Source organism: Paenibacillus sp. V4I3 (assembly GCF_030817215.1).
GTDB lineage: Bacteria > Bacillota > Bacilli > Paenibacillales > NBRC-103111 > Paenibacillus_E.
Genome location: NZ_JAUSZA010000001.1, coordinates 6,966,958 through 6,979,970, shown reverse-complemented (window position 1 = coordinate 6,979,970; position 13,013 = coordinate 6,966,958). Strand labels below are relative to the sequence as shown.

General features: G+C 41.0%; 13 protein-coding genes. 9 read left to right on the top strand and 4 right to left on the bottom strand.

Going from position 1 to position 13,013, the window contains the following annotated elements; translation table 11 throughout:
* Positions 1 to 18: 18 nt before the first annotated feature.
* The 3 genes from map to QFZ77_RS32005 all read right to left on the bottom strand — a co-directional run bounded on the left by map (position 19) and on the right by QFZ77_RS32005 (position 2,625).
* On the bottom strand, positions 19 to 765 hold the full coding sequence (map, locus tag QFZ77_RS32015; RefSeq protein WP_307446196.1) for a type I methionyl aminopeptidase: 747 nt from the start codon (positions 763 to 765) through the stop codon (positions 19 to 21).
* Positions 766 to 772: 7 nt separating this feature from the next.
* The gene (locus tag QFZ77_RS32010) at positions 773 to 1,357 is read right to left on the bottom strand and encodes a TetR/AcrR family transcriptional regulator (RefSeq protein WP_307446192.1); all 585 of its coding nucleotides are present in this window, start codon (positions 1,355 to 1,357) and stop codon (positions 773 to 775) included.
* Positions 1,358 to 1,701: 344 nt separating this feature from the next.
* Positions 1,702 to 2,625, bottom strand: coding sequence for a helix-turn-helix transcriptional regulator (locus tag QFZ77_RS32005; protein ID WP_307450007.1), 924 nt, complete (start codon positions 2,623 to 2,625; stop codon positions 1,702 to 1,704).
* 103 nt (positions 2,626 to 2,728) lie between these two features.
* Here QFZ77_RS32005 and QFZ77_RS32000 point away from each other — a divergent pair, with 103 nt between their 5' ends.
* Together QFZ77_RS32000 and QFZ77_RS31995 are read left to right on the top strand one after the other, a co-directional pair.
* Positions 2,729 to 3,193: a VOC family protein gene (locus QFZ77_RS32000; protein WP_307446190.1), complete on the top strand. Its 465-nt coding sequence runs from the start codon at positions 2,729 to 2,731 to the stop codon at positions 3,191 to 3,193.
* Between the two features lie 111 nt (positions 3,194 to 3,304).
* Positions 3,305 to 3,874: a YdeI/OmpD-associated family protein gene (locus QFZ77_RS31995; RefSeq protein WP_307446188.1), complete on the top strand. Its 570-nt coding sequence runs from the start codon at positions 3,305 to 3,307 to the stop codon at positions 3,872 to 3,874.
* A 340-nt stretch (positions 3,875 to 4,214) separates the two neighbouring features.
* On the opposite strand, the gene QFZ77_RS31990 is transcribed toward QFZ77_RS31995, so the two are convergent.
* Positions 4,215 to 4,433, bottom strand: coding sequence for a hypothetical protein (locus tag QFZ77_RS31990; protein ID WP_307446185.1), 219 nt, complete (start codon positions 4,431 to 4,433; stop codon positions 4,215 to 4,217).
* Between the two features lie 341 nt (positions 4,434 to 4,774).
* On the opposite strand from QFZ77_RS31990, the gene QFZ77_RS31985 reads away from it, so the two are divergent.
* The 7 genes from QFZ77_RS31985 to QFZ77_RS31955 all read left to right on the top strand — a co-directional run bounded on the left by QFZ77_RS31985 (position 4,775) and on the right by QFZ77_RS31955 (position 12,937).
* Entirely contained in the window at positions 4,775 to 5,764 is a 990-nt protein-coding gene (locus tag QFZ77_RS31985; protein ID WP_307446182.1) for a phosphotransferase enzyme family protein, read from the top strand.
* Between the two features lie 197 nt (positions 5,765 to 5,961).
* Positions 5,962 to 6,858 carry an aminoglycoside phosphotransferase/kinase family protein gene (locus QFZ77_RS31980; protein WP_307446179.1) on the top strand — a complete coding sequence of 299 codons (897 nt, stop codon included), beginning with the start codon at positions 5,962 to 5,964 and terminating at the stop codon, positions 6,856 to 6,858.
* Between the two features lie 94 nt (positions 6,859 to 6,952).
* Positions 6,953 to 7,291, top strand: coding sequence for an immunity protein Imm33 domain-containing protein (locus tag QFZ77_RS31975; RefSeq protein ID WP_483874771.1), 339 nt, complete (start codon positions 6,953 to 6,955; stop codon positions 7,289 to 7,291).
* A gap of 182 nt (positions 7,292 to 7,473) precedes the next feature.
* The gene (locus tag QFZ77_RS31970) at positions 7,474 to 8,151 is read left to right on the top strand and encodes a hypothetical protein (protein ID WP_307446176.1); all 678 of its coding nucleotides are present in this window, start codon (positions 7,474 to 7,476) and stop codon (positions 8,149 to 8,151) included.
* 928 nt (positions 8,152 to 9,079) lie between these two features.
* Positions 9,080 to 9,625, top strand: a complete 546-nt coding sequence (locus QFZ77_RS31965; RefSeq protein ID WP_307446173.1) for a GrpB family protein — start codon at positions 9,080 to 9,082, stop codon at positions 9,623 to 9,625.
* A gap of 391 nt (positions 9,626 to 10,016) precedes the next feature.
* Positions 10,017 to 10,403, top strand: a complete 387-nt coding sequence (locus tag QFZ77_RS31960; RefSeq protein ID WP_307446170.1) for a 2'-5' RNA ligase family protein — start codon at positions 10,017 to 10,019, stop codon at positions 10,401 to 10,403.
* 1,067 nt (positions 10,404 to 11,470) lie between these two features.
* Entirely contained in the window at positions 11,471 to 12,937 is a 1,467-nt protein-coding gene (locus QFZ77_RS31955; protein WP_307446167.1) for a sensor histidine kinase, read from the top strand.
* Positions 12,938 to 13,013 lie beyond the last annotated feature (76 nt).

The window sequence follows — 13,013 nt, the reverse complement described above, 5'->3', positions numbered from 1 at the left end:
GGTCGGCCTCTAATTATTCTATTGCGCGGTCAGGATCTGTGGACCTTCAGCCGTGATGGCGATCGTATGCTCATATTGGGCGGCGAGCTTGCGGTCCAGCGTCCGCGCGGTCCAGCCGTCCGCATCGATTGTCATGTAGTAGGTGCCTTCGGTGATCATGGGCTCGATCGTGAACACCATGCCTTCCTTGATGCGGAGGCCTTTGCCGGGCTTGCCGACATGCATATAGTTCGGCGCCTCGTGCAGGTCCCGGCCGATGCCATGCGCGAGAAGGTCGCGCACGACGCCGAAGCCGTTCGATTCGGCATGCCGCTGGATCGCGCTCGTCACGTCGCCGAGCCGATTGCCGGGCTGCGCTTGCGCGATGCCGAGGTCAAGGCATTCCTTCGTGACGCGCATCAGCTTCTCGGCCGTCGGCGAGATCTTCCCGACCGCATAGCTCCAGGCCGAATCGCCGAGCCAGCCGTCGAGATCCGCGACCGTGTCGATCGTCACGATATCGCCTTCCTCAAGTGGCTTATCGCTAGGGAAGCCATGCGCGATCACATCGTTGACGGAGGCGCAGGTCGCATATTGATAGCCCTTGTAGCCCTTCGTGTAGGGCTTGGCGCCGTGCTTCAAGATAATGTCCTCGAAGATGCGCTCAATCTCGTTCGTCGTGATGCCCGGTTGGATGAGCGGGGCGATTGTGCGATGGCATTCGGCCACCACTTGGCATGCCTTGCGGATGGCCTCGATTTCATGCTTGCTTTTTAAGATGACCATGTTCGTATCAGGACTCCTTCGTAATGGCTTGCATCGCGAGCTGGGCGATTCGATCGACGTCCAGCTCGGAAGTGCCCGCATAGTAGTGCAGCCCGCAGCAGCCGACCAGCACGGCAAGCATATGGTCGACGCTGTCGTCTTCGCGTTGGGCGATCGATTGGAGCGGAACGTACAGCCGTTCTATGAATCGTCTCTTGGCGGCGTGCCGATCCTTCTCAGGCAAGCCTGCATAATGCTCCGCCGCCATCTTGTAGACGAGATATGCGCGGGCGTCCGACTGCCACAGCCGGAGCAGCGCCTTGCAATACGTCAACAGCTGCCTGTCATCCGGGCTGCCGCCGCGGATGTTCGCCCATTCTGCCAGGGCTTGCTCGCATCGCTCGAAGCCGCTGCCCAGCACATCTTCTATCAATAAATGCCGGTTGGGGTAATAATGGTACACCGTGCCGTAACCGAGCTCGGCCTCGCGGGCGACGTCGCGAATATCAAAGCTGCCGCCCGTGCGGAAGTAGGCGTGCGCGGCGGCGTCCAGGATCTGTTCTCTGCGCTGCACGCGGATGAGCTCATTTTGTTCTTTGGTACGGGGGCACATAGGCGCGTGAACCTCCTTGTATAGACCTACAAATTTGTCGATGTAAAGATTGTAATGCATGGGGCGGGGATATGCAAATTATCTGTTGGTGAAAGAAAATAAAGTTCTTTAATTGAAAATAAAGTTCTTTAGTGAACTGAACACAGACAGACCTCCAGGCAGGTAGTTGCGGAGGCGGTGGTGTTCTGGGAGTGGCGATCCGTAGTGATTTAGAATCACCGCGGGTTTTGTTTTATCGCAAGAAAAAGGAGATACATGGTAAAATGGAGGAGGAGGGGCGCGCGGCGGTAGCAGCATTAAACTACCGGGCAGGATAGTTTAAGAATATGCGCCACATTTTGATGTTAATGGGAGCCTTTTAAAGTATACTTCTCCACCATTTTATTCAAATAATCTCGAAATTCTTCAACATAGGTTTTCGGCTCTACTATTTCCAGATTTGTCCCGAAGCTCGCTAAAAATTGAAAGCCAATACTGTTTTGAGGAACATAGATGGTGGCTAAGAGATATTCAGAACTATAGTTTTCAATACTCTTTCGACCGTACCTTTCAATGAATTGATCTTTTATGCTAGGCGAAATCAACGCCTTAATAGCGACTAGTTGCGGTTGATAACTTGCTTCATGTTCTTGTTCCAATAAATAATCTCTAGGGTTAAATGTGTTTTCATCCATAACAAGATGATCGATCCTGAATAATTTAAATGTTCTATATCTCTGACGATGTAAACAGAATCCCTTCAAATACCAACTCGATTCACTAAAATGAAGCTGATAAGGCTCGACAATTCTATTCGTAGCGAATCCATTTTTATCCATGTAGTTAAATGAAACTAACCTTCTCTTTAATATCGATTCTTGGCATATCTTCAAGGTTTGAAGAATATCAGACCGTCCCTCCCAATAAAATGACAGTCGGATTGAACCTTTCGGAGACAATGGGCTAACCATGGCTTCTATTTTTTTTATGGTCACTTCAACTTCTTCGCTAATTAGAATTTGTCCCAATCCGCCGAGTGCAGTTAATATATTCTCCAAGTCGGAGCTGCTTAAAAGACGTTTATCAACCTTGTATTCATCCATAATGCCGTAGCCGCCATTAATTCCGTGGATAGAATAGATCGGTATGTTTGATAAACTCAGTGTTTCCATATCACGAAGAATCGTTCTTTTGGAAACGTTAAATAATTGTGCAAATTCTTTTGTTGAAACGATATCTTTTTTGAGCAATATCATGATGATGGATATTAATCTCTCAACCTTCTCCATATTTTCCCCTCTGTTTTTTTGTACTTTAATTGAAAAAGGTGACATACATATGTCACCGCTTATATATTATACTTCATTTATCACAAGAAGGAGGTATGACTTTATGTCAGCTATTGCATATTTAAATTTTGATGGAATCGCAGAACAAGCGATTAAATTTTATTCGGAGGCTTTAAATGCAAATGAGGTAAAAAAAGTAAGATTCAGCGATTTTCCGCAAGATCCAAACTATCCATTGCCAGAAAATGAATTAAATATGATCATGGAGTCTTCAATCGAATTTGCAGGCGGGAAAATCATGATGTCGGATATTCTACCTTCGATGAAGAGTGTAACGGGCGAGTTGGTTAAAGGCAACAATATACTGATTAGTATCGTTATTGATGATATGCAGACACTGGAAAATTACTTTTCTAATTTGTCTGTAGGTGGTTATGTTATCATGCCGTTATCAGAAATGCCTTGGTCTTCCTGCTTCGGAATGTTGGTTGATAAATTTGGTGTTGTTTGGAAATTTAATAGTGACGCAGATAAGTTCCTTGATAAAGTTATTTCCAACAAACGGTAACTCATTAAAAAAATGGTCTTGCAATTGAAGACCATTTTTTTAATATTTTCTTATGTATAAAATATACTATGGGAGTATGAATCAATTTAGAAAGGAAAATGTATTTTATCTATGGAAATTGAAAATTTAATTCCAGTAAAATCGAGAGAAGATTTAAGAAATTGGCTGCAGAACAATTGCAAGACTGAAAAGTGTTGCTGGGTCTTGGTTAGTATGACGCCCACCCCCGATGTGTTGTTATATTTGGACGCGGTCGAGGAAGCTTTGTGCTTTGGATGGATCGATGGAGTCAAGAAGAAAATTTCAGAAACGGAGCTGGCTCAGAGACTATCCCCTAGAAGTAAAAAAAGTTCATGGACTGAATTAAATAAAGAACGTGTCCGTCGCCTCGAAAAGTGGGGGTTAATGAGAGACGAAGGAAGAAGGGTTCTTCCTGATATGGATCACAATTCTTTTAGAATAGATGAAGATATAGAGCAAAGGCTAAAAGAGGAAAAGCAAGTATACGATAATTTCATGGCACTTCCAGATCTTTATAAAAGAGTTCGGATCGACACGATACAAAGCAATAAGAATCAGCCAGAATTGTTCAGGAGCAGATTAGACAAATTCATAACAAATACTAGAGAAAACAAAATGTACGGTCAATGGAATGATAATGGACGTCTACTAGATAATTAGATGCTCTGGGGCAATTTTCAAACCTTTAAGCCAGCGAGATTATAGCAGAAAGAGGTCCTGCCAACACTTTAACAGTAAACGTCACATCCAACCCGCCTTCAACCGCGCGTTCACATGAGAACATAGAGGCAATCCAGTCGAGGAGGTTGCCTGTATGCCTATGAAAGAACAACCCCGTTACAATGGTGCGAGCGCATCGCTGTATTCTGCGCAAGGGACTGAAAGAATTCACACCCGATTTGCTTCATCGTTTGGTTGATAAGATTGTAGACAAGGCGGATAGTTCGGCGAACATTCCATACAAATTCGCCGCCAACGCCATTATCTAGGCAAAGAGTACCTAGCCTGTACGAGCTGCGACTGCTTCATCGACTTTTTCAAATCCACGCCACTCGGCTGGCATAATGAACAACGTCCGCCGATCGTACAGAAAAGAAACTTCGATCAAGTTGGACCTGCCCCAAAATCCAGCCTCCTTCTCTGATTCGGACGCAGTCCTGTTCTCTGATTGGCGTCCACACTGCACCTTCTGCATCCAAGCAGATGCCTTCGGCCCCAATCCTCCGGTTCGATAAACTGAAGATGCAAAAACATGGCTTGTATCTGAGAGGATTTAATGAATGCTGGCCATTGAACTAACGGTGAACGATAGTTGAGGGGCTTGCTTCGCGGCAGCTCCTTTTTTGTTTATTGAGGGACGGGCAGGTTAACGTAGTGGTTCAATCAATTTTCGTTGACTGTAAAAAGCTGGATTAGTATGATTGTTATGGAATAATGATTTCCCGAAAGTGAGGCTTCACATGTCACTAGGCATTCATTTTATTAAATTGAGGTAGCAACCGGAGTTTGGGAAAAGTTCATTCGATTGTTCAATCACGACTCAAATACCAAGGAGAACTCATGGACCCAAAAATAAAATCAATGTTCCTGGACGAACATACCGTAGAAGGCGCTGCGCGGTTTGGCATCAGCCCAAAGGAGTTGACTTTCATTGGAGGCTTTCAGAACTTTATTTATTCCTATAATCGCGATGAATTGAAATATATTCTCCGTTTTACCCCGAGCACTCTTCGCACTTGGGACGGACTTGCAGCTGAAATAGAATGGATTCGTTATCTTTCTGAGAATGGTTTGTCGGTCTCGGATTCGGTATATTCGGTTGATGGAAAGGACTTCGAACGAATCCAGGGAAATATGATTGATTTCTACGTGACCTCCTTCAGACACGCACCCGGTCGTAAAATTGGATACCCAGAATGCCTAGGTAATTCCATACTTTATGAACAATGCGGACGCATGACCGGCCGTCTCCATGAACTTGCTAAGGAGTACAAACCTACGGCCAAAAGACATACGTGGGAGAATAATGAATACCTCTTACGGGCCAGAAATTATATACCGTCAGAGCAGCAACCAATTCTTCTTGCCCTTGATGAACTTAAATCACATTTGGCTAGCCTGCCTGTAACTGCTGATAATTTCGGTTTAATTCACGGGGATATCAATGTAGGAAATTTCACAGTTGATGAATCAGGGAAAATGACGCTCTTCGACTTCGACGAATGCCAGTACAGTTGGTATACCGAAGACATTGCCATCCAGCTCTATTACTTGCTGTATGTATTCGGGGAAGATTCGAAGTCGGAACGGAAGTTACAGTACGAACTTTTCATTAAACATTTTGAGCAAGGTTATACAGAGGATGGCCGTCAAATGCCTGACGGCTGGAAGGAACAGCTTGGGCTCTTCCTTAGATTACGAGAAATTATCGTATTCGTCGGTATGCACCGGAGCTGGGATTTAAGTCAACCAGACGATTGGACACGCGATTTTTTGCAAGATAGTCGCATGCGGATTACAAAAGGAATTTCGTTGATCGACGAGTTTTGAACACCTGAAATTGCTGATATTATTGAACTAACACAAAACGTTAGCTCAATCAACTAAATGAAAAATGCAGCCGACGAATCGGTTGCTTTTCAAACGGGTAGATTATATCAACAATAGTGGCTGGAAAAAAGAGGATTATTAGTGCCTTTCTTGAATAATAAAAAGCTATTGACTCGAACTATAAAGTGGGTGATAGCATGAACTTACAGACACTTTTCCTAGAACAGATCCTTTCACAGTCTTCATTAGGTGGCCATGCAAGTGATGTATGGCTTGTAAATACAATTTCCGGTGAATACGTTGTAAGATCATCGGGAGTGGATGAAAGTGTGGATGCTCCATTTCTGTGGGTTTGTAGGAACTTATTCGGAATTGAATTAAGTCGCACATATGATATTGAAGGAATCAACCTTTTCTTACAGCAAACAACAACTAAAATTTGTGTACCTAATGTTCTTTCAAAGGGATTAATTGACGGAAGACAATTTGTAATTGTAGAAAAAATGAATGGCTCACCGCTCGATTTCTTAAATAAGCCGGCAGAGATGATGAAAGAATTTGGTAGAACCATTGGTGAAATTCATGCACGTGAATTTTATGAATGCGGTGCCCCGAACGGTACTTTTCGATATACCTTAAGGGATTTCCCTCAAAAACTTACAAACACTATACGTAACCTGTCCTCACGATATTACTTGTCCAATGATGCTGTTGCCAAAATGACAGAGTATTACTGTTCATTAGCCTCTAAATTGCCCGTCCCCAAAAGTGCCTCATATATAATGTTGGATATGGATCCACGACAGTTTCTTGCAGAAGAAGAGCGAGTGAGAGCAATAGTTGATACTGAAGCCTATGTAATAGGACCGAGAGAATTCGAACTCTCGGCTTTGGAATGTTCTCTAGATCAATTCGGTGCGGATAACTTTATGACTGGGTACCGCTCGGCACTACCTTTCCCTGACTTAACTCCCGTCCGTGATGTCTATCGGTTCATGTTCTACTTAATGGAAATAAAAGGCCCTTCTGTTGATTATGATAATTGGTTTTCATTTCCACATTACTTCAGCAAACTTAGTAAGAGAGTTGAATAAGAAAACGATAAGGCTGCCGAGGAAACGTTCGGTCGCCTTCATTACGCTAAAGGGCAGGATACTTGAAGTGAGAGGTTAATAAAGGGGAGAAAAAATGGACGAGCAAAAAGCTGTTTGTAGAAAATATGAGGCTGATTTTCTTGAATCGCCTAAGGATTTAAAGTTAGGTATCTCATTAAATGTAAAAGAGGATATATTACCTATTAATGGTCTTCGTATTTATCCAGAAGGTGATACTACTGGATGGTATATTTGGTCAGGTGAAGAACTTTCACAAGACCCAGACTTCTTTGTTCCTATACACGTCGAACATATTGACGAATGGGTTCCAAATATTAAAAAATTTCTCGGATTACCTGCTGGCTGGAGATTTTTAATTGCGGGAGATTATTATGAGGATATTTGGTTTGACCCCGAAATATTAGAAGACTGATTATTGAATTAACGGCGAACGATAGCTTCATAACAAAGATCAAACAGGCTGCCGGTGATAAACTCGGTGGCCTATTGTGAATGGGCAGGATACTAAGAATAAAGGGGAATTATTAAAGACGTTGAATACCTATAACACAGAGTGAAGTGAACCCTTTTTCATTAATCTTGAGGAGAGAAAAAATGATAAATAAATTCGTTTCAATGCTTATGGGACTTTTATTTTATCGGTCTTTTTCACTAAAGTTTTCACCTCATGAAGTCGTGGAATACGACAAAATCTACTCGGATGCTATTAGTGAACATTCTGAAATTATATATTCAAGCAGTTATCCAAAATATCGTTTTATCCAATACATTTCCTCATCCAAGCCAGTAATAATGCACGGATCAAACAATGAGGGAATTCTAGAATTCGAAACCAGAAGACAGACGCTTTATAATGGACAATACGTTGAGGCGGTGTTTGCAACAAAAGATGGAGCTTGGTCTTTATTTTATGCTGTATTTGATCGGCGAAAGTTAGTTGATAATTTTAGAAACGCTTGTTTCAAAATACGCAAAAACAAAAATAGATATTATTTCTTCTCTTTGACTCAGAACACAATGAACAAAAACCCTTGGACGAACGGTATTGTATATTTTCTACCCCAAGAATCTTTTGAAAATACAAATAGTTCAATTGTTTCGTTTGATGAATGGATTAGCAGAACACCAGTTACACCAATTACAAGAATTACAGTGGAACCTCATGATTTTTACTTTATAGATAAAGTTTCATGTCATAAGGCAAATGAGTCACTTTTTACATCTTGGTTTCTTTACAAGCTTAGATTAAAGATAAATGTAAAAAAACATTAAACTACCCTGAAAGTAGTCGACCAAGAATCTAATTTTCATTCTTCTGTGGTGCCCTGCGAGGGCATGGATGGCTAACGAGGAACGAGAGTTCAATAATCCAGACGAAAAGGGTGCCTCTGGGCACGCCGTACAACCAAAAGAGCCAGCCACAACGTGACAGGCTCTTTCCGTATTACATCGCTGTGAAGATAGCACCGGCAGCGCTCCTATTTAATTTTGGATAAATATTGACAGAAAATAATATAGAGAACGATACAGTTGTGCATGGCTATCCAGACTTATTGCGAGAGCTTGCTTCGTGGCAGCTCATTTTTTGATTATTAAAGTAACAACTACAAGGGGATTCGTGGAACTATCCCCAACAATTAGCGTCTAACATAAAGAGTGAAAGGATAACAAAAAGAATCAAATATTTAAAGTTATCTTATTGTGTTGGAGGGGGGTAGGCGTTATGTTTCTTCTGAAAAAATTCACTTTTTGGTTCTCAGCAATTAGCATAATAATATGTCTAATTGACTATTTTGGGAGTGGATTAGCCAATATTATTCTTAGTCAATTTCCTCCAATTACTTGGTTAATAAGAGCAGAGCCATACAGAGACTGGATGATAGATAAAAGTATATTTCGGGGTAGCAGTATTTTAGTTACCTTTCGTTTCGCAGCATATTTAATCCATTTCTGTTCTTTCCTTATTGTAGGACTTGTTTTGGATTACTTTATCCATTTATTCAAATCGCGGCATCTTCTTTTTAGTTCATTCAAGTAACTGGCAGTTTAATGCAGGATTACACCTATTACAATTTCCTGTTTCATTGAAGTAACTGGAGTTATGCTTAAAGGAGGCAAATATTGATATCAAACTGGAAATCTAGATATGGTAAATTAGGACGAATATATAAAACAACTGTTATGAAGGAGATTAGATTAAATGGAAGATCAATGGAGGATATCCAAACATGATAGTGGATGGAAGGATCTGTTTTATGATATTGCTTTAAAATTGAGATATTCATTAGGAGATTTGGCCATTCGTATTGATCATGTTGGTTCTACATCGATCTTTGGTCTGGATGCTAAACCAATCATTGATATCCAGATATCTGTTCTAAATTACGATGACATAAAATACTATAAGACCAAAATTGAGAGTGTCGGTTTTGTATTTCGCGAAGAAAATCCAGACAAAACTAAGAGGTATTTTCGAGAACTACCGGGCACTCGAAGAACTCATATTCATGTAAGACAAATCGGTAGTTTCTCTGAGCAAATGACTTTGCTCTTTAGAGATTATTTACGTGAGCACCCTCAAGATTGCTTAAGGTATGCTGAGGAAAAACATCGGTTAATGGAACTATTTAAAAATGAACGCTCAAAATATGTTGAAGGAAAAGGTCCGATCGTTTGGGATATCATCCAAAAAGCTCATAGCTGGTCTCAAGAAGTGGGCTGGAAGCCAGGCACATCTGATAAATAAGTTAAATTGGTTCATTAAACTAATGAAGAACGATAGCTAAACAGTTAAGGGCTGCCGCGTGGCAGCCCTTCGCAACGCTAACGGGCAGTTTAACACTAAAGCAGGATTTGGAAAATACTTGAGGAATACTTTGTAAAAACATAAATGTTCGGAAAGTTGATGATTTGAAATGAATAGGAATGCTCCGAGAAAAATACATATCATTTATAAAGGGGTGTAAAAATGCATTTTTTCATAGGAATCGTTCCACCTGAAGATTATAAAGAACAAATTTCGGTATTTCGTAATAAATGGGCTAAGACATTTCGAAATCGATGGGCTAATAACTGCTTTAGGGATCTTGTGGAGCCTCATATTACTGTTAAAGCCCAAAGGTGGACTTACGGAGGATATGAATTGGCTTGAAAAAGTAAGAGAAACTTGTTCTTCATTTCCAATCTTCCAGTTAACTTTGTCTGAACCAGCAACATTCGGAACAGCGGTTACATTCCTTAGCGTTGAATCGAAAGAGATATATAATCTACACAAGAACTTGGTAGATGCGGTTTCCCCACCGCCCGAACTTATTGAAAGGTATATAGAGTTGGATCACTTCATTCCACATTTGACTTTGGGTCAAACAAAATGGGGCATGAATGAAGCAGAAATTATAGAAATGAAATTGGCTGCGAGAGAAGCATTATCTCCTTTTCCAAGCTTCGATGTAACATTCGTGCGGGTATTTGATATCAAAAAAAACGTACCTTTTGAAGATATCAAACTTGCCAAGTTGTTCTAATCAGATCATTGAACTAACGGGAGAGTATGACAAGTTCTGCTATAAGCGACTAACTTCGTGAAAAGCAGGAGATTGCAATGAGTAATCTTAACTTTACAACCGAGGATGGGAATGACGGAACCATGTATCCCGAAACCATTCCGCCAATACTCCTGCGCGCGTCATGACTAACAGGTCATGTGGTGTGAAGTACAGGTAGATTCGGCAGAACGAAGGCTGGAGCCATTCGAATAGAAAAGGTATGCTAACGGATATGCCGCGTGGCTGAAAAACTGGATATGGTGAGAATGTTCAAACAGACTGAACTGACGAACTTCCGAATGTACAGGTCTAAAGTTAGAACATATGGAAACATATGTACCATCAAACGATGGGGTGGGCGGCGTAAAGTAAAAATTTTTCCTATGAAATACGCTATGCCGAACTATGGCGGCATTGGTCTCACAGGCCTAGAGGAAGCACCTAAGTCCAGAAAGAATAGCTAGGATGTAAGGGACTTGGAAAGCAAGGGACGTTGCAACAAGGGCTGTTACCCGAAACGGTTGTTATAAGGCGCATGCCGAAATACATTAATCCTTGCGAGGGCAGGGGCACGACTGATGAATCTCCTGTAATGGGAGTGGAGGAACAGCCCCAAGTCTAACTGAAAAGAAAAATTGTTTTCCAAGCGTGAATTGCACCGATCAGGTAGGAACGTGGGGACATCAATGGATGCCACAGTGCAAGCTACTAGGATGAAATATCCTTGAGTAACGAGGAACTTATGATTTAGTAAATTCAGTTAGAGGGAACGCCGGATGCCGGGAAACTGGCACGTCCGGTGTGGAGCAGGGGAAAAGCTGGAGATGACTTCAAATGCTTACCTATTGCAACCGTTAGTTCAATGAATGACTCTATACAAACGATGAAGGAGCTGCCGCGGCAGCTCCTTTTACATATGTATAAAATGAGGGTTTTTATACATATGTACTAAACTAACAACCAATAATTTATCTTATTTTAATTTTAAATTAATCACTGATATGGATAATAAAGGTAAATTGTATAGCAAAGGCGGAACTAATCTAATGACTATCCGTTTAAGGATGACCTTATTATACTCAGGCATTTTATCTATAACCTTATTGTTGTTCGGTATTGTCTTATATGTTTTTTTACAATTTTACATTTTTAGTGACCTAAAAAATACGCTAAAGGAACAAACTGATGTGCTTCAAAGGAATGTACAGTATCAGCTTGAACTATACCCTATGGGATGGAATTTACTCATTCAACTTGACGATTTCGATTCAGTTCAGTCAGGTATGTACTTGCAAATAAATAACTTAGTTAGTGGATATAAGACAAAGTCAGCTAACTTAAGAAATGTTCAATTGCCATTTTCCACAAAAATTCTTGCAGATAAGAAAGCTGGATATTATGATACCCCAACAATTCAACATTCACCTTTTTTAATATATAACGCCCCTTTAATGCTAAACGGTGAGCTGGTTGGGGTGCTACAATCCGCCTATAATACTAGTGTTATAAGTATGTTTTTTTCAATTTTGCGTCTAGTGCTCCTAATTTTATCGCTTATTGTAATATTTATTGCAACGTATATGGGATGGTTGTTATCGAAAAAGGCTTTAAAACCGGTGTATTCTTTAATTAGTGCTACTGAACAAATTCGAAACAGTGAGGATTTTGGAACTAGGATACAACATAATGGCGCACAAGATGAAATTGGTCTGCTCGGTAAAACCATCAATGGAATGCTTGAACGTATTCAAACGATTTATGTAGAATTAGATAATTCATATGCATCTCAACGACGTTTTGTAGCTGATGCTTCTCACGAACTGCGAACACCTCTTACCACAATTACGGGGAATGCCGAATTCCTTAAGAAAATATGGACATCTCTGGATAATCGGCCTAGTAGATTACCCGAAGAAAAGGAAATTCGAATATCTGTGGAGGCTCTTAATGACATTACGGATGAAGCAACAAGAATGGGGAGATTGGTTAATGATCTCCTAGCACTCGCCAGAGCGGATGCAGGTTTTCGAATGAAAAGTGAAGTAGTCGACCTTAAATCTATTGTCGATTCGGTAGTGAGAAAGGCACAATTAATTCCCAAGGTTACTGAATTGAAAACTGAAGGCTTAGATGTTCTGGAGAATACCATCGTATTAGGAGATAAGGATTACCTACAACAATTGCTTTTTATTTTTATCGATAACGCTTTTAAATTTACTGCAGAAGGCTATGTTGAGATTAACGCCTTAAGAGAAGTAGATAAAGTTGGATTAACGATTAGAGATACCGGTATTGGAATGGATCCTAACGAACTCCCTCACATATTTGATAGATTTTATCGAGCTGATTCCTCAAGAGGGAAAACGCCGGGTACTGGTTTAGGATTATCAATAGCAAAGTGGATCTTGGAAGAACATAAGGGGACAGTCGATGTAATTAGCGGTAGAGGTAAAGGAACTTCGTTTTTAATATGGCTCCCTGTATATAACATTTCAAATATGGAAGCCCAATAAAGCTGTGCCAACTCTATGTGTAGACATCTGAACAAAAGAAAGATTTTTGTTCAGATGTACCGCTGGGCATTGAACT

What these genes read in the sequence shown, in the direction of transcription:
- QFZ77_RS31965 (WP_307446173.1), top strand. Translation starts at nt 9,080, where the DNA reads ATGGAAGATCAATGGAGGATATCCAAACATGATAGTGGATGGAAGGAT.
- QFZ77_RS32010 (WP_307446192.1), bottom strand. Translation starts at nt 1,357, where the DNA reads ATGTGCCCCCGTACCAAAGAACAAAATGAGCTCATCCGCGTGCAGCGC.
- QFZ77_RS31955 (WP_307446167.1), top strand. Translation starts at nt 11,471, where the DNA reads ATGACTATCCGTTTAAGGATGACCTTATTATACTCAGGCATTTTATCT.
- map (WP_307446196.1), bottom strand. Translation starts at nt 765, where the DNA reads ATGGTCATCTTAAAAAGCAAGCATGAAATCGAGGCCATCCGCAAGGCA.
- QFZ77_RS31980 (WP_307446179.1), top strand. Translation starts at nt 5,962, where the DNA reads ATGAACTTACAGACACTTTTCCTAGAACAGATCCTTTCACAGTCTTCA.
- QFZ77_RS31970 (WP_307446176.1), top strand. Translation starts at nt 7,474, where the DNA reads ATGATAAATAAATTCGTTTCAATGCTTATGGGACTTTTATTTTATCGG.
- QFZ77_RS31995 (WP_307446188.1), top strand. Translation starts at nt 3,305, where the DNA reads ATGGAAATTGAAAATTTAATTCCAGTAAAATCGAGAGAAGATTTAAGA.
- QFZ77_RS31985 (WP_307446182.1), top strand. Translation starts at nt 4,775, where the DNA reads ATGGACCCAAAAATAAAATCAATGTTCCTGGACGAACATACCGTAGAA.
- QFZ77_RS32005 (WP_307450007.1), bottom strand. Translation starts at nt 2,625, where the DNA reads ATGGAGAAGGTTGAGAGATTAATATCCATCATCATGATATTGCTCAAA.
- QFZ77_RS31975 (WP_483874771.1), top strand. Translation starts at nt 6,953, where the DNA reads ATGGACGAGCAAAAAGCTGTTTGTAGAAAATATGAGGCTGATTTTCTT.
- QFZ77_RS31960 (WP_307446170.1), top strand. Translation starts at nt 10,017, where the DNA reads ATGAATTGGCTTGAAAAAGTAAGAGAAACTTGTTCTTCATTTCCAATC.
- QFZ77_RS32000 (WP_307446190.1), top strand. Translation starts at nt 2,729, where the DNA reads ATGTCAGCTATTGCATATTTAAATTTTGATGGAATCGCAGAACAAGCG.